We start from the raw sequence: 25,608 nt of genomic DNA, 5'->3' as shown, positions 1-25,608 counted from the left end.
AGGTCAGCCGATGCGCTGCCGTCGGCAGGAGACGACGACCAGGAAGGGCCACAGCGCCTGGACGAACGTCACCACCCGCTCGGCGACACCGGGCGCCCGTCCGCTCTGCAGTTCCGCCAGGAACCACAGCGCGGTAGCCCCCATGAAGGCGCTGGCGGCGAGCGACACATCCCACCTCAGGCCCCACGGGGCCGACGGCGTGCCCCGGACGGCGGCCAGAGGAGGCCATACCGCCAGCAGGACGAGGCCCACCGTCGCCACGGCCCCGTGCTCAAGGGCTCCGCCGCTGCTCGGTGCGGGCACCAGGGTCAGGGCCAGTGCGGACAGCCCGCCGCCGGCGAGGGCCACACGCCCGGCGAGCGCCGCCGGGCGGAGCGCGTGCGCCGTGAGCACGTAACAGGAGCCCAGCACCACCAGCATCCCTGTCATCAGCCAGTAGCTGGTGGCGCCATACGCTGCCAGCACGCTGAGGGTCTCTCGCGCCGGGTCGTACTCCGGGGATTGGCGCACTTGCGCGATCGCCCAGGAACCGACCAGGAGCACAGGGGCACACCCGGAGGGGAGAAGGGCCCACCAGGGAGCAAGTCGCATTGAAACAGCATAAATGGGTAGTCCCTTGAGTGGCCTCGACCCAGGGCTCTGGGCCCTCGCAGGTCAGTCAGTCGCCCTGGGGGTCGGCGCGCCGGACGGGCACCATCGTCCCCACCTCGCCCTTTCGAGGTGGTCGAGGTGCAGCCGGTTGACGAGGGCGGGCCTGCCCAGCGGGACCAGGTGGGAGGCCCCCGGGACGACGGCCGGTTGCGCGCCCGGGATCACCCCGTACTGCGCGGTCGTGTGCTCCGGCGTCATCAGGTCGTCGTCCACCACACGGGCACAGGCTGTCCCCCGCACCGGAACAAGCCCGCGGGGACGGACGCCTTAGGCCAACGGCGTTGGCGTCGCTCAAGTTCACGCCGTTCCTGGACGAATCCCAGGGCAGCGCTCTCCGACGAGATCTGACAGAAGCCGATGAAAGGTGTACCTGCCGTGCGCGTGCTGCTTTTCGGCGCGGGCGGCGTGGGCACCGCGATCACCAGGATCGCCGCCCGCCGCTCGTTCTTCGACCACATGATCGTCACGGACTACGATCTCTCCCGCGCCGAGGCCGCGGTGGACGCCCCCGGCGGGGAGGAGACCCGGTTCAGAGCCCTGCGCGTCGACGCCTCGGACCGGCCGGCGGTGACCGCGCTCCTCACCGAGCACCGGTGCGACATCCTCGTGAGCGCCACCGATCCCCGGTTCGTGATGCCGCTGTTCGAGGCGGCGCCTGCCGCCGGTGTGGACTATCTGGACATGGCCATGTCCCTGTCTGCCCCGCATCCGGAGCGGCCGGACGAGGAGTGCGGGGTCAAGCTGGGTGACGGGCGGTTCGCGCGGGCCGCCGCCTGGGAGGAGGCGGGGCGTCTCGCGCTCGTCGGCGTGGGCGTCGAGCCGGGTCCCTCCGATGTCTTCGCCCGTTACGCCGCGGAAGAGCTGTTCGGCGAGATCGAGGAGATCGGCGTCCGTGACGGCGCCGATCTCACGCTGGACGGTTACGACTTCGCCCCTTCGTTCTCGACCTGGACGACCATCGAGGAGCGTCTTGAACCCGCCGGTGATCTGGGAGAAGGACCGGGACTGGTTCACCACAGCACCCTTGAGCGAGCCGGAGGTCTTCGACTTCCCCGCAGATATCGGGCCGGTCGAATGCGCAACGTCGAGCACGAGGAGGTGCTGCTGATCCCGCGCTGGGTGAAACGCCCGGCGCGTCACCTTCAAGTACGGGCTCGGCGACGAGTTCAACGAGACGCTCAAGACCCTCCACAGGCTCGGCCTCGACCGCACGGACAAGGTGTCGGTCGCCGGTGGTGAGGTGTCGCCACGCGGTGTGGTCACGGCGTGTCTTCCCGACCCGGCCACACTCGGCGCCCGTATACGCGGCAGGACCTGCGCCGGAACCTGGGTCAGGGGCACGAGGAACGGTACGCCCCGGGAGGTGTACCTCTACCACGTCGTCGACAACCAGTGGTCGATGCGCGAATACGGCTCCCAGACGGTGGTCTGGCAGACGGCCATCAATCCCGTCGTCGCCCTGTAGCTGGTGGCGGACGGGATCTGGAGCGGTACGGGCGTCCTGGGCGCCGAGGCCATGCCCCCGCGCCCCTTCCTCGACCTGCTCGTCGCGTACGGCGCACCCTGGGCTCTACGCGAGCAGTGATCGCGCCTGGCTGAAGAAGGGCGAAAGAAAAGCGGAAAAGATGGGGCCGCCATGTCGAGAACCCGTGCCCGGCTCCGTCCCCGTAGTGAACGCGACCACCGTGGTCGCCCGCACCGAGGAGAAGAACCATGGCAAAGTACCTGCTGCTCAAGCACTACCGAGGCGCTCCCGCCGCGGTCAATGACGTACCCATGGATCAGTGGACACCGCAGGAGATCTCCGCTCATGTGCAGTACATGAACGACTTCGCGGCCCGGCTGGAGAAGACCGGGGAGTACGTCGACGGTCAGGCGCTCGCCCCCGAGGGCGCGTGGGTCCGGTACGACGGTGAGGGGCGGCCGCCGGTCACCGACGGGCCGTTCGCCGAGACCAAGGACCTGATCGCCGGGTGGATGATCATCGACGTCGACCGCTACGAGCGGGCCGTCGAGCTGGCCGGGGAGCTGTCCGCCGCCCCGGGCGCGGGCGGGAAGCCGATCCACGAGTGGCTGGAGGTGCGTCCGTTCCTGACCGCGCCGCCCACCATCACGGAGTGACGTCCTCGATGGACGAGTTGCTGCTCCGGAGTCTCACCCCGGACGTGCTCGGAATCCTCGTCCGCCGCGGAGCCGACTTCGCGGCGGCCGAGGACGCCGTGCAGGACGCGCTGGTCGAGGCGGTCCGTGTCTGGCCCGCCGACCCGCCGAGGGACCCGAAGGGGTGGCTGGTCACCGTGGCCTGGCGACGGTTCCTCGACGCGACGCGGGCGGATGCGGCCCGCCGCCGGCGCGAGGAACGCGTCGACGAGGAGCCCTCGCCCGGCCCGGCGCCCTCCGTGGACGACACGCTTCACCTCTACTTCTTGTGCGCCCACCCGTCGCTGACCCCTTCCTCGGCGGTCGCGCTCACACTGCGGGCCGTCGGCGGGCTGACCACCCGCCAGATCGCCCGGGCCTACCTGGTGCCCGAGGCGACCATGGCGCAGCGGATCAGCCGGGCCAAGCGCACCGTCTCCGACGTACGGTTCGACCGTCCCGGGGATGTCGCCACCGTGCTGCGCGTCCTCTATCTGGTCTTCAACGAGGGCTACTCCGGCGACGTCGACCTCGCCGCGGAGGCCATCCGGCTCACCCGCCACCTCGCGGCGGCGATCGACCACCCCGAGGTGGCGGGGCTGCTCGCCCTCATGCTGCTCCACCACGCCCGGCGCGCCGCCCGGACCGCGCCCGACGGGGGTCTGGTGCCGCTCGCCGAGCAGGACCGGAGCCGGTGGGACACCGCGGCGATCGCCGAGGGCGTCGCAATCCTCCAGGCGGCCCTCGCCCGTGACCGGCTGGGTGAGTACCAGGCGCAGGCCGCCGTCGCGGCGCTGCACGCCGACGCACCCACCGCGGCGGAGACTGACTGGGTGCAGATCGTCGAGTGGTACGACGAACTCGTGGAGCTCACCGACAGCCCGGTCGTCCGGCTGAACCGGGCTGTGGCCGTGGGTGAGGCCGACGGTCCGCGGGCCGGGCTGGCGGAACTCGCTGAGCTGGACGACTCGTTGCCGCGCCGCACGGCGGTGGCGGCGTATCTTCACGAACGCGACGGCGACCCGGCGACGGCAGCCCGGCTCTACGCCGAGGCGGCCCGCAAGGCCCCCAACCTCGCCGAACGCGACCACCTGACCCGCCAGGCCGCCCGCCTCAACTCCCGTTGTCCTACGAAGCGGCCTTCCCCAGGTCCTCCGTCGGCGAGCTGATCGTCGCCGGAATGCGCGCGGTCGGACTGCGCGGGGCTCTCGACGAGGTCTGGCGTAGTCGAGGACGACGATCCGGTCGTTCTTGATCGTCGATACGTCGGCGAAGGTTTGTAGGCCTTCAGGAACCTCCGCTGCTGCACGGCGCTGGTGTCCCCGTAGCCGTTGATGACGATGACCTCGGGGTCGCGGCCAGGCGGCAGCTGATCAACGGCATACGGTGGCGGCCCCGGGCCGGGACACCGTGGGGGGGATGTGCCCGAGCGGCACGGGCCGTGGAACCGGGTCTACGGCCTGTTCCGGCGCCGGCAACGCAACGGCACATGGAAGCGGACCTTCACCCAGCTCCGGGCACGGGCGGACGCGAACGACCTGATCATCTGGGATGTGAGGGTCGGCACGGCGGTGAGCCGAGCCCATCAGCACGCCGCTGGAGCGGCCAAAAAGGGAATCTCCAGAAGGAGCCGCCCGGCCGCGTTGAGACCGAGCCGGACGGACCACGGCCTCGGGCGTTCACGGGGCGGTGTGACCACCAGGCTCCATCTCGCGGTCGAGCAGTGCCAGGAGCCCATGCCGATCGTGATCACGGCCGGACAGCGCGGGAATTCTCCGCAGTTCGAACGCGTCCTGGAACGCATCCGGGTGCCCCGACAAGGGCTGGGGCGGCCGCGCGAACGGCTCGACAAGGTGCGTGCGTGCTGACAAGGCGTACGGCTCCTGGAAGGACCGCGCCTACCTGCTCAGGCGCGGGGTCTGCTGCACGATCCCGGAGAAGAAGGACCAGATCCGCAAGCACCAGAAGCGCGGCTCAAGCCGCGGCCCGCCACGGAAGCTCGACAGGGACGACTACCGCGCGCCACACGGTCGAGTGCGGCATCAATCGCCTCAAGCGGCACCGGGCCAAAGCCACGCGCTACGACAGACTCGCCGTCCACGACGACGCCGCCGTCCTCGTCGCAGCCATCAATGAGCTGCTGCGACGCTTGCGTCTGTCGGCTGCGTCACGGCTCGTACAGGGGGAGGAAGTGGATGACCGCCTCCTCGTACGGGTGGGCATCGCGGACCGCTTGCTGGACGGCGCGGGCTTGCTCCGCATCACAGACGGATTCGATCCTGCACTCCTCACCGTGCTGCACGACGCCCTCCTCGCCGTCATACGGCTGCGAGCCGGGCAACGGCAGCCAGTTGCCGGTCACCCTCCACACGCTGGAACACCGTGCGTACTCACCGACCCGGCCCGCCCCAGCCGCATGGAGAGCATCGATCACTACATCTGCATGACTCTCCGGAACGGATATCTCAATCTTCAGACGCACCATGACCAGACCCTAACAACCCGCCTACCAGCACTTTCACAACAGGCCTAGTTCTCTGAGTCAGGAGTTCTGTCCAGATGCGAGGCGAGGCCTTCGAGGATCTCGTCCGCGGTCTTGGTCCAGATGCAGGGCCTGGGGCCGGTGTTCCAGGCTGTGGTCCAGGTGCGGATGTCCTTCTCCAGGGCCTGGGCGGTCATGTGGGCGCCTCGTCGCATCTGTTTGTTCGTCAGCTCGGCGAACCCTCGCTCCACCAGGTTGGGCCAGGACGATCCAGTCGGGGTGGAGCCAGACGGAACCGCAGGTGAGCCCGTAGCCAGATCTTGATCGCCGGGCAGGTAGCTGCCGCGTCCGTGGCACAGGGCCAGCGCGTCCAGGACGACCGCAGTCTCCAGGAGCTGGAGACCGCGCCGACTGAGGCGGCCGACCCGTCCATCCTCAGCGGCCCGCGCTGGGGCGCCTGGCCGGTCCACCCGCGCTACGGCAGCTTCACCCTGCGGCACTGCTACGACGAGCACGGCGAACTGGTTCCGGAGATCCGAGCCCCCGACGGCAGGTTCATACCGGGCTGGCGAGAGCCTGCCTTCCGGCGGCCCGAGTGGCTCGAACTGCCCGACTTCCTGGAGCCGCACTGGTGGGGGTTACCCCCTCGGAATCGGGGGGTCAACTGTAGTGAGAGGGGCGGCCGTTCCGCCTAGCGTCTGAGGGGTGAGAAGAACACGGCTGGTGCCCCCGACCGCAACGCCCCACACCCACCGCCCCGAGGAGACTTCGTGATGACCTCCGCCTCGGCCCTGCGCCGCGCGTCGGCGGTGGGCCTCGCCCTCGCCGTCTGCCTCGGGGCCGCCCCCGCCACGGCCACGGCGGTCCCCAGCAAGCCGAAGTACGCCTCCGGCCTCCACCGCTACTACAACCAGCCACTGAGCTGGGGCAGCTGTGCCGATGGCCCGGACGACACCGTGGGCCGTGGTCTGGACGCGGCCGACGTGCAGTGCACGGACGTCACCGTGCCGCTCGACTACACCGCCCCCCGGGGACGTACGATCACCGTCGCGATATCCCGGCTCAAAGCCACCGACACCCGCCACCGCATCGGTTCCATCCTGCTCAACAACGGCGGTCCCGGCGGCACCGCCTTCGAATCCCCGCCGGAGTTCCACGCCTGGATGAAGAAGACGGGACGGCGGTACGACATCGTCGGTTTCGACCCGCGCTTCGTCGGCCGCAGCACCCCGCTGGACTGCGGCTGGCCCGTCGGCACCACTCTCTCCTCGGCCGGCCTCGACCGGGCGGCCTTCGAGCGCCAGGTCGTGCTTCAAAAGGACCTGGCCGCCAAGTGCCGTGCCACCGACGCCGCCGTGCTGCCGCACGTCAGCACCCGCAACACGGCCCGCGACATGGACGTCATCCGCGGGGCGCTCGGCGAGCGGAAGATCTCCTACTTCGGCTACTCGTACGGCACCTACCTGGGCACCGTCTACACCCAGATGTTCCCGGGCCGTACCGACCGCATGGTCCTGGACGGCGCCATCGATCCGCGCAAGTTCGGCACCCGGTTGCTGCGGGAGGCCGTCGGAGAGAACGAGCAGGCGCTTGCCGACTGGGCCGCATGGGCCGCCGTCCGCAATGACACCTACGGCCTCGGCCGTACCCGCGGCCAGGTCCTTGCCACGATCGACCGCCTCATAGAGCAATCCGCGAGCCGCCCGATCACCGTTGGCACGGGCCCGGACACCTTCCACCTCGACGACAGCCTGGTCCCGTTCGTGCTCGTCGCCGGGATCGACAGCGACACCGATGCGTCCCGGGCGACCCTCGGTGAGCAGGTGTCCGTACTGAACCGGGCGGCGGCAGGGCGGCCAACCCGGCTGTCGCCGCAGTTCGCGGGGATCCTCCGCCTGGTGACGACCGGCGAGCAGTCGCACCACGGCAGCGTGCAGTCCGCGGTCATCTGCGGAGACGTAGCCGCCCCGCGCGACCCCGAGGTCTACTGGCGCGACATCGAGCGGAGCCGTGCCGCGCACCCGCGCCTCGGTCCGCTGGTGAACAACATCAGTCCGTGCGCCTTCTGGGACCGGCCCCGCGAGAAGCCCACCAAGGTGAAGCGCGACGCCAAGGTGCTGATCGTCTCCGCCACCGGAGACCCGCGCACCACGCACACCGGGGCCGTCGCCCTTCACGGCCTGCTGCCCAGCTCCAAGCTGCTCACCCTCAAGGGCGCCAACCGGCATGCGGTCTACGGCCTCTACGAGAACGCCTGCGTCGACAACCAGGTCAACCGGTACCTGGCCACCGGCAAGCTGCCCGCGACCGACAAGACCTGCCCCCAACAGGACGGCAGGCGGAAGCGGACCAGTGACCCGGCCAGCGGTTCCCAGCCATGACCGTGGCTCGTCGGCGTCTTGTGCCTCGAAGGCGTCGGCGACTCGGTCGAGGTCACCATCGAAGAGATAGGGGCAGTGAGGCGGGTCGGAGTCGCCGCCTTCGCCCAGGTGGATTGGGGCCAGGGCTGTTGCGTCGGTCATGTGCCGATGCCCTCGACACTCGCAGCACCCAGCTCCAGGAAAGGCGGCTCAAGGAGCTCGTGCACGGTAGGCAGGAAGGCGTCGAGGACGGCGGCGGGACTGAGTGTTCACGTCTGACGTGTCGACGTCAGGTCGGTCTGCTGATGGGACAGCAGGCCGGGGACGGCTTGGACGGTGTCGCTCATGGCTCGCGGCGGCCGAGGCGGCGGGCACAGCCCGCCGGTTCCTCAGATGGGCGATGCCGTGCTCGACCCGGATACGACGTGAGGAGTGTTCCATGCGCTGGCGTTCGTGCACCGCCTCGTACCAGTCCAGGGCGTTCTTCTTGAACTTGCGGTGCGGTGGTGCCACCACCCGGCCGCTGGTCGGTGCGCCCAGGCCCTGGTAGCTGGCATCGGCGAGACTCTCCACACTGCAGACCCGGCGGCCAAGAGCTTGACCAGCCCCAATTGGCGGGCGTGGATGATGTCCGCGCAGCTTGCGGGACCTGTCGGGCTGCACCACAGCATGCGGCCTTCGCCGTCCGTGACCACCATGGACTTGAAAGCGTTCTGCTTGTTCTTGCCGGAGATGCACTTGTCGCGGTCCTTGCGTCCGGCGGCGGGCCGACGGGCCCGGATCTCGGTGCCGTCGATGATTCCGGTCGCCCCGCTGGCGCCGAAGTGGTCGACGAGGCCGGCCTGAGTTCGCAGCCGCGCGCCGGGGCTGACGGTGCAGCCTCGCTCGGCGAGTAGGGGCCGCACCTCGCCGACGGCGCGGGCGATCGTGGAGCGGTCGACGCCGAACCAGCAGGCCAGCACGTCGCGGGATCCCTCTTCGACGAGTTCAGCGATCACTCCGACAGCCAGGCCTTTGGCCCGCCGATTGCTGATGACACCGCACGTGGTCATTCCCTGCCACCCGGCCATGATCAACCATCCGGGCTCGACGCCCCGCTGCCTACCGTGCACAAGCTCGTTGCCCACGAGACCCGCAACCAGTACTCCTACCGGGACCGCACCACGTACCGGGCCTTCACAGGCGTCAAGTACACCCGGGCCAGCTGCTGGAGCGACACCGCACCTCAGGCTGCTGAAAGACGCCCCCCTCCCGGCTGCGCGGTCGAGCCGAAGCCGACGACGGCAGGCCGCCACACCATTGGGTATCGCGGCTCGACCAGGCGGGTGACAGCGCCCGGCGCGGACTGCTGCCGGGCGGGCCGGTGGTCCAAGATTGGTGCCGCCGCCGTCCCCGGCGGAGCGTGCATCGACCGCGTCCGCGCCGGTGATCGGCGTGACCACGGCTGTTCCGAGGAGCCCCTTCCCATGCGTTCACGCGTCATCGCAGTCATGGCCGCCGCGGCGGCAGCCACCGCGACCCTTGTTCAACCCGCCCACGCCGCCCCGGTTGTCGACGGGGTCTACCGGTTCGCTGCTCTCCAGGACGGCAAGTGCCTGGTTTGGCCCAAATCGCACGCGAGCATCGGCTCGGTCGGGTTGGGCGCCTGCACGGAGACCGCGTCGACCTCGGCGAACTGGGAGGTGCGCAAGCGCCCCAACGGGACGATGGAAGTCTCGACGCCGGGCTCGAACCCGCGCACCTGCCTGGGCGTGAACACGAACTACAGGGTGAGGGTCACCGACTCCTGCGCCGACAAGTACGCCGAGTGGACCGTGTCCTTCGGCTCCGCCGGGCCCGGCAGCGTGGTGTGGGCCGACATCGAGCACACTCCCGGCGATCGATCCGACTCGTGGGGGAAGGTGGTCGACATTCCTGAGGTAACCGGTCGTGTCGTGGTGAGGCGGGCACCCATCGAACCGCACTACTGGGAATTGCAGCAGGCCAGCTAAGGGCTGTCCCGTAACCGCTGGTCACGGGACAGCCCTTAGAAGATGCGGGCTCTCAGGTGGCAGGGGACGTCGTCGAAGATCTCGCGCAGCCACGGGCTGTGGATGGCCGGTAGCCGCGCCATGGTGTGGCGGAACGTCCCGGCATCGGTCCGGAAGAGGGAAGGGGGGCGCAGAAGGGGCGGGTCGTCGCGGAGGACGCCGTCAGGCATGCTGCCTGATGCGGGGAGGGAGAGGTCCGGTTCGGGGAACGCCAGCCACAGCCACACTCCGTACGGGAGCGGCACCGGGTATCCCGACGCCTGCGGGCCGGACGGAGTCCAGGTCTCACCCGTCTGCGGATGGACCGGGGCCAGGAGGATGTCGGTGCCCGCGTCGGAGGCGGGCAGTCCGGGTCCGGCCAGGGCGGCTTGGATCGGCGGCGGGCCCGCGGGCAGCAGGGCGTCGAGGGCCCGTTGGAACACTTCCCCGGTCAGGCCGCCCGGGACGGTCACCGGCCGACCCTGCGAAGCCGCCAGCAGGTGGGCGAGAGCCCGGCCTGCCGCTGCCTCCCACTGCGGGCTCCATGACCACCAGCGGGACTCCGGGCGCGTCCCCCAGGTGGTGATCGGCTCGAACGGGGGTGTGCCCTTCGTTTCCGCCCTCAACTCCGCCCACGAGAGCGGTACGTCATCGATGTCGTCCACGCGGGTGCGGTGCACGGCGTGCGGGACGAGCCGCACCGACTGCCAGAGCGAGCAGTCGTCGATCCTGCTCGCCACAGGCAGGCCGCACGCCTCGCAGACCATGTTGGGGCCGTCGGTCCCGACGAGGCCGCAACAGCAGCCGCCGCTCTTCTCCGGGATCAGCAGGGTGCCCCGGGTGTCTCCGGGTGCGATGACGATCGCGCCGGGCGCGCCGTCGGGCCGATGCCCCCAGGACTCCGGGTCCACGGCGAACGTGCCCGGCTCCATGAGTACCGGGAGCTGAATCCCGTTCCCGTACGTCTGATGAGCGTGGACCGGCAGGACGACTCGGGACAGCGGGGTGGTGAGATCGGCACCGCACCCCGCACACACGAAAACGAACAAATGTCCTCCGGTGGGGAAGGACGTATCGTCGCAGCTCGTCCACGGCGGGCCAACAGGATTTCGTCCGCCGCGTCGGCCGGGGGCCGATGCTCCGCCCGCCGGGCCTCGTACGGCAGGATGAGGCCATGAGCGTAGTCAAGATCAATGTGCTGACCGTCCCCCAGGAACAACGCGAGACGCTGGAAAAGCGCTTCGCTTCGCGGGCCCACGCGGTGGAGAACTCCGACGGGTTCGAGTGGTTCGAGCTTCTCCGGCCCGTCGAAGGAACGGACGACTACCTCGTCTACACGCGCTGGCGCGACGAGGCATCCTTCCAGGCTTGGATGGAGGGCCCCATGAAGGCGGCCCACCAGGGCGGCGACGCCGGGAGCGGCGAACGGCCGAAGCCCGCGGCGAGCGGGTCCACCGTATGGTCCTTCGAGGTCGTACAGCAGGCCGCGCCGACCGGCGCGTAGTCGGTCGACCGGCGCTCAGCCGGTCCGGTGTGTGAGTTGTGCGTACGGGGCTCGCCCGGTGAGGGCGGGCCCCTGCTGCCGCCTCTTGCCGCCTGTTTCCTCTCCTCTTGCCGCTCCTCGCCGCCTCTCTCCGCTCCTCGCCGCTCTCTTGTGCGGACGTCAGACTCAGGGAGCAGGTCGTCTCCTCCCGTCGGTGGACTCTTCGTGATCAGCGCGTTTTTATGATCATTCCGGGGAATTCGATCAGTGCGTGCGTTGCCGCGCGTGCGTGAAGAACGGACCGACGGACCGGTGGACCACGACATGACACTGCTGGATGTACTGCTGGGCGCGGCCCGTGAGGCTCCCGGGCAGGTCGTCGTCCATGTCCGCGGTGACGGCAGCGAGCTGACCGTGACTCTGCGCGAGCTTCTGGACGATGCGTTGCGGGTGGCGGGCGGGTTGCGGAAAGCGGGGGTCGCGCCGGGTACCTGTGTGCCGTTGCTCGCCGATCGCAGCGAGGACTTCCAGCCGATGTTCTGGGGTGCGCTAGCGGCCGGTCTCGTTCCGGTACCGCTGGCCCCGGATGTCCGGCGGGTCCTGCCGGTCTGGGAGCACCTGGGCCGGCCGCCCGTCGTCGTGGATGCGGCCAACGCGCCGCTGGCCGGTGAACTACCCGGCGGTGTACGTGCTTTGAGCCTCGATGTGCTGCGGGAAGGACCGGAGCTACCGGAGCCTGCGACCGGGCACGCCGGACAGGACGAGGTCGCGTTCGTGCAGTTCTCCTCGGGGAGCACCGGTACGCCCAAGGGCGTGGAGGTGACGCACGGCGCGGTGCTGGCCAACCTGGAGCAGATACGCGGCGCCTCGGCACTCGGCGCCGAGGACGTGGTGGTCAGCTGGATGCCGTACTTCCATGACATGGGGCTCATCGGTACGCATCTCGCGCCTCTGGCCGCCCACGCCAAGCAGGTGAAGATCGGGCCGCTGTCGTTCGCCAAGCGGCCCCGGGTGTGGTTCGAGGCGGCCGACCGGCATCGGGCCACCGTGCTCTCCGCGGCCAACTTCGCCCTGGCCCTGGCCGTACGACGCGTTCCCGACGAGGTCGTCGAGGGGCTGGACCTGTCGGGCGTCCGGCTGATCCTGGTGGGGGCGGAGCCGATCGCGCCCGCGGTGTGGCGCGACTTCGCCCGCAAGATGCGTCCGGCGGGGCTGGACCCGGCGGCTTCCCAGCCGGTCTACGGGCTCGCGGAGGCCACCTTGGCGGTGACGTTCCCGCCGCCGGGGGAGGTCGCCGAGCCACTGGTCCTGGACCGTGCGGCGCTGAGCGTCGGGGAGGCGGTCGACGCCGAACCCGGCCCGGAAGCCGTCGAGTTCATGGACGTCGGCGTGCCGGTGGCGGGGTGCACTGTGCGGATCGTCGACGACGCGGACTCCGTTCTGGGGGACCGGCGGGTCGGGCACATCGTGGTGAGCGGTCCGCAGCTGGCCCGTGGCTACCACAGCCTCCCCGAGGTCAGCGCCGAGGCCTTCGCCGACGGGTGGCTGCGCACCGGCGATCTCGGGTTCCTGCGGGACGGACGGCTGTGCGTGACGGGACGCCACAAGGACGTACTGTTCCTCAACGGTCGTACCTTCCACGCCCCGGACGTGGAAGAGATCGCGGCGGAGACACCCGGGCTGCCGGCCGGTGCTCCCGCGGTGATCGGTTCGACCGATCCGGTGAGCGGCGGGGAACGGGTCGTGGTGTTCGTCCCCTGGGCCCGGCCGCCGCACGACGCGTCGGACGTTCTGGAACGGGTCGCCGCCCGTGTACGTGAGGCGCTGCTGCACGACGATGTGCGGGTGCTGGCGCTGCCCCCGGGTGCATTCCCCCGGACGACGAGCGGGAAGCTGCAACGGCAGCGGTTGCGTGAGCGGTTCGAGGCGGGGGCCTGGGGGGCGGGAGGTCCGGGAGCGGCGGCAGTCTCTTCCGTACCTTCTGGGGCTTCTGTGGCTTCCATATCTTCTGCGGCTTCCGTTCGCGTGGAACCGGGCTCTTCGCGGGCGGCTGCGTCCCCCCGTGCACGTGCGGAAACACCCGCTCCAAGAGCTGAAGCGCCTATTCCTCGGGCCCAGGCCGAAGCCGTCGTGCGGGACGTTTGGGCGCGGGTGCTGGGGCTGCCTGCACCGGCGGTCGGCCGCGACGAGCGATTCGGGAGCCTCGGCGGGACGTCCCTCAAGGCGATGGAAGTCCTGGTCGCGCTGGAGGAGGCGTTCGGTGTGACGCTCCCGCCCGCGGTGATCCGTGACCACGGAACGGTCGCGGAACTCGCCGCCCACCTCCTGACCGTCGCACCGGGGTTCCGGGCCGGAGAGCGTGAGTCCCGGGCCGAGGGAGACGCCGTACCGCCGCGTGTCGTGGAAGGTGACAACAACGGGGCCGGTCCGCACGGCTCCCCCGCCCCTGCGACCGCCGTCATCGGAATGGCCTGCCGATTCCCCGGCGCCGACACCCCCGACGCTTTCTGGGACCTGCTCACCGGCGGGCACGACGCCGTAACCCCCGTACCGGAAGGGCGCTGGGGCACTGCCGGGCAGAGGGAGGCGACTCCGGACGGCCCTGACGGACAGCGCCGGCGACAAAGCTGGGGCGCGTTCCTCGACGACACCGCCGGTTTTGACGCCGCGTACTTCGGCATCGGTGACGACGAGGCCCGCGCGCTCGACCCGCAGGCCCGGCTCTTCCTCGAACTCGCCCATGAGGCCCTCGAACGTGCCGGTTACGCGGGGCCCCGTCGGCGCGGCCGCAGGATCGGGGTCTTCGCGGCCGTTGGCGACAGCGGCTACCGGGCGGTCCTGGACCGCGCCTCGGCCGACGGGTCCCCGCTGCCCGCCTCGCTCACGGGCAACCTGCCCAACCTCATCGCGGCCCGCGTCTCCCAGAGCCTGGACCTCGACGGTCCCGCGCTCGCCGTGGACACCGCCTGTTCCTCGGGGCTGGTGGCCCTGCATCTGGCCCGGCGCAGCCTGCTGGACGGGGAGTGCGACCTCGCCGTCGTGGGCGGGGTCAACCTGCACCTCACGTCCACCGGTCACCGCCTGCTGGAGGAGGCGCAGGCCCTCTCCCCCACCGGGCGCAGCCGCGCCTTCAGTGCCGATGCCGACGGCTTCGTGCCCGGTGAGGGCGGCGCCGCCCTCGTCCTGACCCGCCTGGACGCGGCCCGGCTCGGCGACGACCCCGTGCTCGCGGTCATCCGCGCGACGGCCGTCAACAACGACGGCCGGTCCTTGAGCCTCATGGCCCCCAACCCCCTGCGCCAGCGCGAGGTCATCACCCGGGCGTACCAGCAGGCAGGCGTCGACCCGGCATCGGTGACCTACGTGGAGGCTCACGGAACGGGCACAGCCGTGGGCGATCCGATCGAGCTGCGGTCGCTCGCCCACGCGTTTCCGGTACGGCCCGGTGGCGAACCGCGGCTCCTCGGTTCGGTGAAGACGAACATCGGTCATCTGCTGAACGCGGCCGCTCTGCCCGCACTGGTGAAGGTGGTGCTGGCTCTGGGCCATCGCAGGCTGCCCCCTTCGCTCCATCACACGCCGCCCTCCCCCGGCCTCGCGCCCGCCGGTTTCTCCGTGGTGACCGAGGCCCGTGACTGGACGTCGGCCGGGCCCCTCGTCGCGGGGATCAATGCCTTCGGCTTCGGCGGCACCAACGCCCATGCCGTCCTCGAACAGGCCCCGCCCCCATCGGCCCGCGCCGGGCTCGACCGTACGGACGACGGACCCCACCTGCTGACCCTCTCGGCCCGCAGCGCGGCCGGGCTGCGGGCGGCGGCGTCGCGGCTCGCCGACCATCTGGACCGTCACCCGCAGTTGGGCGAAGGGGACGTCTGCCGGACGGCGAGCACCTCCCGGGACGACGGTCCGTATCGGCTCGCACTCGTCACGGACGGGGACCTGCTGGACCGGCTCGCCGACGCGTCTGCTGCGTCTGCTGCGTCTGCTGCGTCTGCTGCGTCTGCTGCGTCTGCTGCGTCTGCTGCGTCTGCTGCGTCTGCTGCGTCTGCTGCGTCTGCTGCGTCTGCTGCGGGGAGTCTCGCCCGGTCCCGGCCGCGCGTGGTCTTCCTCTTTCCCGGGCAGGGGGCGCACTTCCCCGACCGGGGCGGCGCCCTGTACCGGACGGCTCCGGTGTTCCGGGACACGCTCGACGAGGCGTCCGCGCTCCTCGGCCCGGTGCGGGGGCGGCCCCTGCTGGACTGGGGCCTGAATCCGGACAGGGAGGTGGAGGCCCTCGCCGCCATGACGGAGGTGGCGCAGCCGTTGCTGGTCGCCTCCGGGGTGGCGCTCGCCCGTCAGCTGCGGAGCTGGGGCGTGGAGCCCGACGCGGTCGCCGGGCACAGCGTCGGGGAGATCGCCGCCGCCTGTGCGAGCGGGGCGCTGAGTCTGGCGGACGCCGTACGGTTCGCGGCCGAACGCGGCCGTCTCATGGGCGAGTTCACCGAGCACGGCGCGATGCTCGCCGTCCGTGGGGGCGAGGAGGCCGTTGACTCGGTGGTCGCGGAGTCCGGCGGTGCCCTCGTCGTGGCCGCGTACAACGGTCCTGGGCTGCTGGTCCTCTCCGGTGACGTTCCGGCGGTGGAACGCGCCGCCCGCGACCTCGACGCTCAGGGTGTTCCCGTACGACGACTGAGCGTCTCCCGGGCCTTCCACTCACCGCTCATGCGGCCCATCGCGGAACGGCTGGCCGACGCGGCGCGGAAGCTCACCCCTCATACTCCGTCCACCCCGCTGATGAGCACGGTCACCGGCGCCTGGCAGCCGGTCCTCGATCCGGACTACCTGCGCGAACACGCCCTGCGGCCGGTGCGGTTCGGGGCCGCCGTGCAGCGCATGACGAGCGAGGGTTACGACACGTTCGTGGAGCTGGGGCGGGGCGGGACGCTCTTGGGTCCGGTCCGTGCCGCGAGCCGTGGTGGTGGCGGTGGGTGCTCCGGTGCCTCCGGTAGTGATCGTGCAGCCGGTAGGGATCGTGGTGGTTCTGGCGGCCGTGGCCGAGTAGTCGTGATGTCCGCCCTGTCTGCGGATTCCGGCAGCCGCTCGTCCTCCGCTTCGGCTCCCGGTGACGGGCGTCTCGGGCGCGGGACACTTCTGGAGACCGTCGGACGGCTCTGGTCGAGCGGTGTGCCCCTGGACCGTACCGCGCTCGACGCTGACCGCCGCCTGGTCCCCCTGCCCACCTACCCCTTCCAGCGCACCCGGTACTGGGCGGACCCGCCCGCCAGCCCGCTGCTGCACCGGGTCCAGTGGCAGGACACTCCGCTGCCCGGGCCCCCGGCAGCCGTACGATCGGTGCTCCTGACGGGTCCTGACACCGCGTCTGTCAACGCCCTCTCCGCGCAGCTCGCCGCCGAGGACATCCAGGTGTACGGCAGCGCGGACGGGCAGCCGGACGCCGTGGTCCTGGTGGCCGGTCCCGCTCCGGAGCAGCACGACGGCGAGACCCTCAACCGCGCCCAGGACGCTGCGCTGGCGGCCTTCGACACGGCGCTCGCACACCTCGACGAGACCGGCGCGGGCCGGCTGCTCGTCCTCACCGAGGACGTTCACACCACGGGGGCCGCACCCGAGAGGCCACGACCCGCCCATGCCCTCCTCACCGGGCTTCTACTGGCTGTGCCCCAGGAGACGCCGGGCAGTTCGGCCATCGGCGTCGACCTCTGCTCGCTGGACACCCCCGCCCTGCGGCTGGAGGCCGTGCTCGCCGAGCTGAGGGCGGACGGCGCTCCCGGGGAGGCCGGGACCATCGCGTGGCGTGCGGGGCGCAGGCTCACCCGCGCCGTCCCGCCGCTGGCCGATGCCGACGTACCTCCTCCCGGCGACTCCTCGACATCGACAGGTTCCGTACCGTCCTCACCCACGCCGGGCAGCACCACGCTCCCGCCGGACGGCACCTTCCTCATCACCGGGGGCGGCGGCGGAATCGGGGCCGCCCTCGCCCGCGACCTGGCCTCGAAGGGGCGGCCGACGCTCGTCCTCGCCGGGCGCTCCCCCGGTCTGCCCACCGGTCTGACCGAGGAGCTCCGCGCACTCGGGGCCACCGTCCACTACCACAGGGCCGACGTGTCGCAGGAGCCCGACGTCGACGCCCTGATCGCCGCGCTCCCCCACCTGGACGCCGTATTCCACGCGGCGGGAGTCGTGCGGCCCGGCACCCTGCGCAGCAGGACCCGCGAGGAGGCGGCGGAGGCTCTGGCCGCCAAGACGCGTGGCAGTCTGCTGCTCTCACTGGCTCTGCGGCGGCACGGGCTGCGCCCTGCGGTCTGTGTGGCGTTCTCCTCCGTCTCCGCCGTCCTGCCCGGTCTGGCGGGCGCTCTGGGGGACTACGCCGGGGCCAACGCCTTCCTCGACGCTTTCGCCGCCGCGGAGCGGGCGTCCGGCCGCCCGTGGCAGTCCGTGAACCTCGCCGCGTTCGCCGAGACCGGCATGACCGCAGGCCTCAGTACGGGGTCGGGGGCGGGGGCGAGGGCTGTGCCCGGTACGAGTCCGGGGGCGCGCGCCGCACTCGTATCGCGGCCCGGCGGGCGGACCGTGGCCACCGCGCCCGCGCTGGCGGCTCTCCGTACGGCATGGGGAGTCGATGCGGCACAGCTCGTCCTCGCCGACCTCGCGCCCTCCTCCGCGTACTCTCCCCCGCCCGCCGGGCGCCCGGAGCGACCGGCCGGGACGGTTCCGGTGCGCGGCACGGCACCCGGGTTCGTACCGGACGCACAGCCCCGGCCGTCGCCGATGGCCAGGGAAGGAACGACCGGCCCCGGCACGGACACCGCTGCCCTGCTGCGCAGGCTCCTGGCCGCGGCGCTGCGGCTGTCTCCCGCCGAGATTCCGGACGACGAACCGTTCCTCACCCTCGGTCTCGACTCGCTCGCCGCCGTCGACCTGGTCAGGCAGCTCGAACGGGAGCGGGGCACCGCGCTGCCCGCAACCCTCTTCTTCGAGTACCGGACCGTCCGGGAGCTGGCCGCGCACCTCGACGCCCCGTCACCCGCATCCCCCTGCGCATCGGGGCACGGGCCGGCTCCCGGCCGGGACCCCGTCCCCGAGGGCGTACCGTTCCCGCTCACCCCCGTCCAACTGGCCCTCCACACCAGCAGTCGGCTCCATCCGGACGTCCCCGCCCACGGTTACGTCCGCCAGACCGTCCGCGGTCCTCTGGACACCGGGCTCCTCGGCCGGGCCCTCGCCCTGCTCGCCGACCGGCACTCCATGCTGCGCATCCGCATCGAGAGCGCCACGGACGGGAGCGGTACGGACGGGAGCGGTACGACGCGCCCGCAGCAGTACGTCGCGCCCGCCGTCGACGTCACTGCCTGGTACGCGGTACGTGACGGGCTCGACGGCCGCGTCGAGGAGCTGGAAACCGCCCTGTGCAACCGGCCGTTCGACCTCGCCGCCGAGCCTCCCGTACGTGCCGTCCTCGTACGGGAGAGCTCCGAGCTGGCCCATCTGCTGCTGGTCATCCATCACACTGTCGGGGACGGTTACAGCCTCAACATCCTCGGCGAGGAGCTCTGGTCGCTCTACACCTCCCTCGCCCACGGGGACGAGCCCGCGTTGCCCGCTCCCGGAACGGATTTCGCCGGGTACGCCTCCGCTGCCGCCGAGGAGCGTGCCTCCTCGGCCGGTGCGGCGGCCCTCGACTCCGATCGGCGTTACTGGGCGCACCGGCTGGCCTCCCGGAGTGAAGCACCGCGGCTGCCGCTGCCGTACGACGGTGATCCGGCCGCTCTTCCGGCGCCTCCCCTGACCACCCACCAGAGCGCCCTCGACTCGGTGCTCACTGGCACGTTGGAGGAGCGGGCCGCCGCGCACGGTGTGAGCCTGTTCCACCTGCTGCTCGCCGTCCATGTGCGGTGTCTGGCCCGGTGGAGCGGGCAGCGCGAGATCGCGGTGAACGTCGCCCGCGCGCGGCGGGACGTCCGTCTGGCCGGTGTGGACCGGCTGGTCGGGCCACTGGCCGACACCCTCCCGCTGCTGTGCGACACGGACCCGGAGGAGTCGGTGTGGGCGCTGGCCGAGCGGCTCGGGCAGGTATGGCTGGAAAGCGAACAGCATGCCGCGCCGACCAGCCTCGATCTGGCCCGGCTGATACCGGCCGGACTCACCGGAGACGGGCTCCGGACCGTGAGCCCGGCGGGTTTCAGCTTCGCGCGCTTTCCGGCCGCCCTCGACGAGCGGTGCCCCGTGAGCGTACGACCAGCCGCGGCCGGAACCGGAACCCCCGCGACCCGGCTGAGCCTGCTGTGCTGGCAGGACGGGACGATCCTGCGCTTCTCGTGGAACTTCCCGGCCCGCCTCTTCGATCCGGCGACGGTGGCGCGGCTCGACCGTGACTTCCACGACGAGCTGACGGCTGCCGCCGGGACACTGTCCGATTCCGGCACCGGGTCGTCGGCGACCATCGTGCGGCGGCTGCTCGACCGGTTCCGGGCCACCCCGGACGCGGTCGCCGTCGACACCGGGACCGGCGCCGGGACCGGCACCCTGACGTACGCGGAACTCGACCAGGCCTCCCGCTCGGTCGCGGCCAGGCTCGTGGCCCACGGCGTCACCCCGGGAAGCCTCGTCGGGCTGCTCACCGAACCCGGCGCGGACACCGTCGTCTCGGTCGTCGCGATCCTGCGGGCCGGGGCGGGCTGGGTGCCGCTGGACGCCGGGCACCCGACCGCGCGCCTCGCGGACCAGATCGCCCGCACGGGTGTGCGTACGGTGCTCTGCCACGCCCCCACCCGGGCGGCGGGGGACGCACTGCGCGACGTCAACCAGGTGCCCGTGGACGTACCGGCCCCCGAGTGCGCACAAGGGTCCGAACAGGGGCAGGACCACGTACGGGAGCTGCCCGAGGAGGCCGTCGACGCGGAGTCGATCGCGTACGTCATCTTCACCTCCGGCTCCACGGGCCGCCCCAAGGCCGTGCCCATCACCTACCGGTCGATGGAGAACTACCTCGACTGGGCGATCGGCACCTTTGGATACGACGCCCACGACCGGCTCGCCCAGACGGCGTCGATCTGCTTCGACGCCTCCGTCCGCCAGCTCCTGGCCCCGCTCCTCGTCGGAGCGACCGTGGTGGCGGTGCCGTGGAATCTGCTGCGCGACCCCAGTCTTCTGCTGACGCACGTCGAACGCACCCGGATCACTGTGTGGAGCTCGGTGCCGACGCTGTGGGAACAGTTGCTGACCGCCGCCGAGGAGCGGATACGCAGCGGTGGCCCGCGGCCGGACCTGGGCGCGCTCCGGTGGGTTCATGTCGGCGGCGAGGCTCTGCCGCCCGCTCATGTGCGCCGCTGGTTCGACCTCCTGGGCGACGGTCAGCGCATCGCCAACCTGTACGGACCGACCGAAGCGACCATCAACACGACCTGCCACATCATCAGCGCCCGGCCCGGCGACGACGTACGGCGACTGCCCATCGGCCGCCCGGTGGCCGGTACGGAGGTGGAGGTCGTCGGCCCCGACGGTCGGACCCTCGGGCCCGGTGAGGCAGGTGAGTTGCTCATCGCCGGAATCGGTCTGGCCTCCGGATACCTCGGCGAACCGGACCTGACCGAGGCCGCGTTCACGACGCGGCGGGGGCGGCGCTGGTACCGCAGCGGGGACCGTGTGCGGTGGTCGGCGGACGGCGGCCTGGAATTCCTCGGGCGGCTCGACGACCAGGTGAAGGTGCGCGGTCACCGCATCGAGCCGGGTGAGATCGAAGCGGTGCTCCAGACGCACGAGGACGTCACGCACGCCGTCGTCCTGCTCCAGGACGGCCGCCTCACCGCGTTCGTGACGCCCAGGCCCGGGACGTCCGGCGCGGACGCGGTCGAACTGCGGCTGCATCTCGGGAAGACCCTGCCGCCGTACATGGTTCCGTCCCGGATCACCTCGGTCGACAGCCTGCCGCTCACGGGTACGGGCAAGATCGACCGCCGACAGCTCCTCGCACTCCGGTCTGCGGCGGTGCCGGGCTCGGCCGGGCCTGCGGCGACGCCCCGGCGGACACCGCCACGGACGCCGACGGAGATCCGGCTGGCGCGTATCTGGTCCGAGCTGCTCGGGACCGGCGACGTGTGCCGCGAGGACGACTTCTTCGCCCTCGGCGGCGACTCCCTGCTCGTCCTGGAGGTGTTCGCCCGGCTGGAGGGGGCGGGCGGGCCGCTCCCCCGGCCGACCGTCATCTACCGCCACCGCACCCTCGCGGCCCTCGCCACCGCCGTGGACAACGGGGCCCCCGCGACGCCCGGCACGGAAACGGATGCCGGTACGGGCACGGATACCGGGACGCGCATGGATGCCGGTACGGGCATGGCGGACGTCGGGGAGCTCTCGTCCGCAGGGCCCGGCCCCGGCCCCAGCCCCTTCCCTCTGACGCCCACCCAGCGAGGATTCCTGCTGGCCGAAGCCATCTCCCCCGGATCGACCTCGTCCTGGCTCACCCGGCTGCGGCTGCTCGGCCCCCTGGACACCGCTCGTTTCCAGAGCGCGGTGGACGCCCTCGTCGCCCGCCATCCGATGCTGCGCACCGTCTTCCCCGCCGGGGCGCGCCCGGCCGTCCAGCAGGAACTCCCGCCCTCGCTGCGCCTGCCGGTCGAATTCGAGACGCTCACCGAACCGCACCACCTGGACGAGAGGATCGACTCCGAGCGGGCGCGCCGCTTCGAACTCTGGGCGTGGCCCCTCCTGCGTCTGCGGGTGTTCACCCTCGCCCCCGACGAGCACGTCCTCGTGGTGCACGCCCACCACATCATCGGTGACGGTTACAGCGCCGCCCTGCTCGTACGGGAGCTGATGGCCGTGTACGACGCGTCGGCCGAGGGCGAACAGCCGGTGCTGGCTCCGCTGCGCGGCACCTTCCGCGACTACGCCGTGCGTGCCGCCGTACCGGCGGACTCGACCGGTACGCCGGGCGGGACGGACGCGGCCGGTGCCACCGGCGACCGTGCTGGCGATGGCGGGGCCCGATGGGCGCGGCTCAGCGCTCCCTACCCCTGCCCCGTCCTCCGCCCCGTCCTCCACCCCGCCCTCGGCTCCGGGAACGGGCCGACAGGAAAAGAGGGGGAGGCCGAAGTGGTCGTGCCGGGCGGCCTTCGTCCGGCGTTCCACGCCCACAGCTTCGTGGTCGATGCTGGTCACGTGACGGAGTTGCGCGGACTCGCATCCGGCGTCGGCACCACCCTCCACGCCCCGGTCCTGACCGCCTACTACCGTGCCCTCGTGGCGGCGACCGGCCGGGCGGACCTGGTGCTCGGTCTGGCCGTGAGCGGCAGGGATCATTCCGCTCAGCCCGATGTCCACCGGGTGTTCGGGCCCTACGCCACGGCTGTGCCGCTGCGGCCGGCCGCCGGTACGGAGGCGGAGTCCGGGCGGCCCGCCGAGGCGGCGTTCGAGGACGATCTGCGGCGGATCGCCGCCGAGGCGACAGCGGCGCGGACCCACGAGGGGCCTGTGCCGTCCCTGCCCAACGGGCTGCCCCTGGCCTCGCAGTTCTTCTTCACCTATCTGGACTTCTCCGCCCTGGGGCCGGAGAGCAGACGGACGTTGCGGGTCATCCAGGAGGACGGGGACAGCGTGTACACACCGCCTCCGGTCGGTACGGATGTGTTCCTGTCGGCCCGCCTGGACGCCGGGCGACTGCGGTTGACCGTCCGCGCGGCCGCAGCGGCGTTCACCCCGGAGGGGCTGGCGGCGTTCGCGGAGACAGTGCGCGAGAACCTGACACGCGCGGCGGCTTCCTCCGCGTCGGTTCATGCATCGGCAGGAGTCCAGGGCCGTGCCCTCGGACGCCCGAGCGGCCCCGGCACCGGCCCGGACCCAGACCCCGGCACCGGCTCGGACCAACAGCGCATGGATGCCGCGCTCGTCGGCTATCTCCCGTCCCCGGTCCAGCTGGCGCGGCTGGCGGGGCTGTCGGAAGAGGCGCTGCCGCGTGAGGAGTTGCGGACGCTGCTCTTCCCCGACGGCCGCCCGCGGCTCCTGGAAACGCTGAGTACGCCGTTGGGCCGGTCGGGCTTCGTGTGCGTCCCGCTGTTCGCGGACGAACTCGCTCCCGGCGACTCGCTGCTCGGGCACACCGCCCGCGGTGTGGACCTTGCCTCGTCGCTCGGCGCGCGGTCCGTGTCTCTCGCCGGGATGATCCCGTCGCTCACCGGCTACGGGTTCGACGTCCTGCGCGCCACCGGTACGACCGGTGCCGCCGTCACCACCGGGCACGCGGCGACCGTCGTCTCCGTCGTGAAGACCGTGCACGCCGCACTCGATGCGCGTCAGCGGGAACTGGCCGACCTGACCGTGGCGTTCGTGGGCCTCGGCTCGATCGGCTCGTCCTCGCTGGAGCTGCTGCTCGGCCTGGCGGGACCCCCGCCCGCCCGGCTGCTGCTCTGCGACGTACGGGGCAGCGGACCGCGCCTGAAGGAACTCGCCGGGAGCCTCCGCGAGCGCGGGCTCGCCGGCGCGGTGGACGTGATCGAATCGGATCGGGGGCTTCCGGGGGAGGTGTACGAGGCGCGCCTGATCGTGGCGGCGGTCAGCGGGGGCGGCACGCTCCTCGACGTCGACCGCCTCGAACCCGGTACGACGGTGATCGACGACTCCTTCCCGCACTGCTTCGACACGCATCGCGCCATCGGCCGGATGGGGCGGTCGAAGGATGTCCTGGTCGCGGGCGGCGGGCTGTTGACCGTCGGCGCCACCGAACGGCACGTGGCCGACGGACTGCCCACCGCCGCGGCGGACGGGTACGCGGCGCAACCGTGGCTGCCCGGCACGATCGCGTCGTGCCGGCTGGAGTCCCTGCTCCACGCCTCCGGGGCGGGTGTTCCGCTCGTCCGCGGCCCGGTCGACAGCACCACCGCCCTGGCCTACTGGGCGGCGGCGGAGGCGACCGGGACGCGTGCGGCGCCCCTCCATCTGCTCACCCACGCGATCGACCTTGACTCCCTCGTTCCGTGGGCGGGCAAAGCGGTCGCTCCCGGTGGAGGGAGCCGTTAGCTTCCGCGGGAGCGCCACGGGGCACCACGGGGATGGGAGTCAGGCGGGGATGGGAGTCAGGCATGGAGATCCGGGGCGTACGGACCGGCCGATGCCGCCGGGCCGGACCCGTTGACCGCCGATGCACGTGCCGCGCAGCGCGCGCTGCTCACGGACCTCATGGACGATCTCGGGGACACCGGCCCGGACGGCGACCCGCACGAGCAACTGGCCGTCGCGGACCGGGTTCCGAGGGAAGCGGCCCACCTCCTCACCGCACACCGCCGCCGCTGGAACGGGGCCGGGAAGCGGCTCCCCCGGCGGCTCGGGGCCGCCGACCCCGCTCTGGGCGGCACGTTGCTCGACGGGCACCTCGTTCTGGCCCGGCGGTCCGATCCTCGGCCGCTGGTCGCGGCGGCTCTCCAAGTGCTCGATCCGACCGGTGGTCCGCTGCGCGAAGGACACGTGGAGCGCTGAGCACGAAGCCCCTCCGGCTGCCGGGCAGCCGTTCAGAGTGCGGTGCCTCCTGTGGCGTCGATGCACTGGCCGGTGACCCAGCGTGCGTCCTGGGAGGCGAGGAAGGCCACGACGTCGGCGATGTCCGCCGGCTGGCCCATGCGTCCGAACACGGAGTGCGCCGCCAGCGCCGCCGTGGCCTCGGGGGTCTCGCGTCGTCTGGCGTTCATGTCGGTCTCCACGAAGCCCGGCACCACCGCGTTCGCCGTGATGCCCCGGCCCGCCACTTCCTTTGCCACAGCAAGCGTCAGGGTCTCCACCGCTCCCTTGGTCATGGCGTAGGTCACCGACTCGGGAAAGGACCGGTGGGCTGCGGCCGACGAGATGTTGACGATCCGTCCCTCATCGCGCATCAGCGTCAAACCGTGCTGGATAAGGAACATCGGTGCTTTCACGTTCACCGCGAAGAGCCGGTCGAAATTCTCCGGTGAGGCGTCGCCTATTCGTCCGGATCCGCTGACGCCGGCATTGTTGACCAGAATGTCCAGTACCGGTTCCTCGCCCCGGTCCGCCATTCCCGCGCCGAACGCCTCGTACAGCGCCTCGGCGTCGCCCGCCACTCCCAGCAGGGAGCCCACCGCGAAAGCCTGACCACCGGCTTTCCCGATCTCCTCGACGACCTCCTGCGCGGCTCCCTTCCGCGCGCCGTAATGGACGGCGACCAAGGCCCCGTCACGTGCGAGCCGCCGGGCGATCGCCCGGCCGATTCCGCGGCTCGCACCCGTGACCAACGCGACCTTTCCCGCCAACGCACCCATGAATCCATCCCCCTACGTCGAACATTCCGCCGTTTTCGCGAAGCGCAGCCACCCTACCCACCGACCCGGGACTAAATGTGCTCCCGCGATGCACCGGCCGGAAGCGGGGCGCGCGCACGCGGGTGCGAACACCCCTGGGCCCGGGGCGCGTCGGCCGGGCGGGGGCCGGCCCGGACGGTGCGCGCCGACCGTGCGACCCCTTGCACACGCCTGCTTGATA

16 protein-coding genes and 2 pseudogenes are annotated in these 25,608 nt (G+C 71.7%); 10 read left to right on the top strand and 8 right to left on the bottom strand.

Going from position 1 to position 25,608, the window contains the following annotated elements:
• Window positions 1–3: 3 nt before the first annotated feature.
• Together RI138_RS31705 and RI138_RS31700 are read right to left on the bottom strand one after the other, a co-directional pair.
• The gene (locus tag RI138_RS31705; protein ID WP_311123072.1) at window positions 4–591 is read right to left on the bottom strand and encodes a DUF998 domain-containing protein; all 588 of its coding nucleotides are present in this window, start codon (window positions 589–591) and stop codon (window positions 4–6) included.
• A gap of 63 nt (window positions 592–654) precedes the next feature.
• Window positions 655–867, bottom strand: a complete 213-nt coding sequence (locus tag RI138_RS31700; protein ID WP_398864145.1) for an alpha/beta fold hydrolase — start codon at window positions 865–867, stop codon at window positions 655–657.
• 159 nt (window positions 868–1,026) lie between these two features.
• Here RI138_RS31700 and RI138_RS31695 point away from each other — a divergent pair.
• The 3 genes and pseudogenes from RI138_RS31695 (at window position 1,027) to RI138_RS31685 (ending at window position 3,959) form a co-directional block, all read left to right on the top strand.
• Window positions 1,027–2,236: pseudogene (locus RI138_RS31695) on the top strand (saccharopine dehydrogenase family protein).
• 128 nt (window positions 2,237–2,364) lie between these two features.
• On the top strand, window positions 2,365–2,772 hold the full coding sequence (locus tag RI138_RS31690; protein WP_096624190.1) for a YciI family protein: 408 nt from the start codon (window positions 2,365–2,367) through the stop codon (window positions 2,770–2,772).
• 8 nt (window positions 2,773–2,780) lie between these two features.
• Window positions 2,781–3,959 (top strand): RNA polymerase sigma factor, encoded by a 1,179-nt coding sequence (locus RI138_RS31685; protein ID WP_311123071.1) that lies wholly within the window; start codon window positions 2,781–2,783, stop codon window positions 3,957–3,959.
• Here RI138_RS31685 and RI138_RS31680 read toward each other — a convergent pair.
• Window positions 3,919–4,147, bottom strand: a pseudogene (locus RI138_RS31680) (ABC transporter substrate-binding protein); the annotation flags it as partial. The gene RI138_RS31685 and the pseudogene RI138_RS31680 overlap by 41 nt on opposite strands.
• A gap of 334 nt (window positions 4,148–4,481) precedes the next feature.
• Between RI138_RS31680 and RI138_RS31675 the strand changes: the two are divergent.
• A complete protein-coding gene (locus RI138_RS31675; RefSeq protein ID WP_311122683.1) occupies window positions 4,482–4,658 on the top strand; it encodes a hypothetical protein in 177 nt (58 codons plus the stop codon).
• A gap of 299 nt (window positions 4,659–4,957) precedes the next feature.
• Here RI138_RS31675 and RI138_RS31670 read toward each other — a convergent pair whose 3' ends face one another.
• On the bottom strand, window positions 4,958–5,275 hold the full coding sequence (locus RI138_RS31670; protein WP_311122682.1) for a hypothetical protein: 318 nt from the start codon (window positions 5,273–5,275) through the stop codon (window positions 4,958–4,960).
• 44 nt (window positions 5,276–5,319) lie between these two features.
• A complete protein-coding gene (locus tag RI138_RS31665) occupies window positions 5,320–5,469 on the bottom strand; it encodes a hypothetical protein (RefSeq protein ID WP_311122681.1) in 150 nt (49 codons plus the stop codon).
• 153 nt (window positions 5,470–5,622) lie between these two features.
• Here RI138_RS31665 and RI138_RS31660 point away from each other — a divergent pair, with 153 nt between their 5' ends.
• Window positions 5,623–5,967: a class III lanthionine synthetase LanKC N-terminal domain-containing protein gene (locus tag RI138_RS31660; RefSeq protein WP_311122680.1), complete on the top strand. Its 345-nt coding sequence runs from the start codon at window positions 5,623–5,625 to the stop codon at window positions 5,965–5,967.
• 78 nt (window positions 5,968–6,045) lie between these two features.
• Window positions 6,046–7,653: an alpha/beta hydrolase gene (locus RI138_RS31655; protein ID WP_311122679.1), complete on the top strand. Its 1,608-nt coding sequence runs from the start codon at window positions 6,046–6,048 to the stop codon at window positions 7,651–7,653.
• Between the two features lie 368 nt (window positions 7,654–8,021).
• Here the strand turns inward: RI138_RS31655 and RI138_RS31650 are convergent, their stop codons facing one another.
• Window positions 8,022–8,630, bottom strand: a complete 609-nt coding sequence (locus RI138_RS31650; RefSeq protein WP_311122678.1) for a transposase family protein — start codon at window positions 8,628–8,630, stop codon at window positions 8,022–8,024.
• A 468-nt stretch (window positions 8,631–9,098) separates the two neighbouring features.
• On the opposite strand from RI138_RS31650, the gene RI138_RS31645 reads away from it, so the two are divergent.
• Window positions 9,099–9,623, top strand: coding sequence for a hypothetical protein (locus tag RI138_RS31645; protein ID WP_311122677.1), 525 nt, complete (start codon window positions 9,099–9,101; stop codon window positions 9,621–9,623).
• Window positions 9,624–9,658: 35 nt separating this feature from the next.
• Here the strand turns inward: RI138_RS31645 and RI138_RS31640 are convergent, their stop codons facing one another.
• Window positions 9,659–10,690: a hypothetical protein gene (locus RI138_RS31640; protein WP_311122676.1), complete on the bottom strand. Its 1,032-nt coding sequence runs from the start codon at window positions 10,688–10,690 to the stop codon at window positions 9,659–9,661.
• 125 nt (window positions 10,691–10,815) lie between these two features.
• Between RI138_RS31640 and RI138_RS31635 the strand changes: the two genes are divergently transcribed.
• From RI138_RS31635 to RI138_RS31625, 3 genes are all read left to right on the top strand, one after another.
• A complete protein-coding gene (locus RI138_RS31635; protein ID WP_096624240.1) occupies window positions 10,816–11,145 on the top strand; it encodes an antibiotic biosynthesis monooxygenase family protein in 330 nt (109 codons plus the stop codon).
• A gap of 303 nt (window positions 11,146–11,448) precedes the next feature.
• Entirely contained in the window at window positions 11,449–24,135 is a 12,687-nt protein-coding gene (locus RI138_RS31630) for an amino acid adenylation domain-containing protein (protein ID WP_398864140.1), read from the top strand.
• Window positions 24,136–24,246: 111 nt separating this feature from the next.
• Window positions 24,247–24,591, top strand: a complete 345-nt coding sequence (locus RI138_RS31625) for a hypothetical protein (protein ID WP_311122675.1) — start codon at window positions 24,247–24,249, stop codon at window positions 24,589–24,591.
• Between the two features lie 32 nt (window positions 24,592–24,623).
• Here RI138_RS31625 and RI138_RS31620 read toward each other — a convergent pair whose 3' ends face one another.
• A complete protein-coding gene (locus RI138_RS31620) occupies window positions 24,624–25,388 on the bottom strand; it encodes an SDR family oxidoreductase (protein WP_311122674.1) in 765 nt (254 codons plus the stop codon).
• Window positions 25,389–25,608 lie beyond the last annotated feature (220 nt).

The sequence above is a fragment of the Streptomyces durocortorensis genome (genome assembly GCF_031760065.1).
GTDB lineage: Bacteria > Actinomycetota > Actinomycetes > Streptomycetales > Streptomycetaceae > Streptomyces.
The sequence above is the reverse complement of the archived record's forward strand: the minus strand, read 5'-3'. Positions and strand labels throughout refer to the sequence as shown.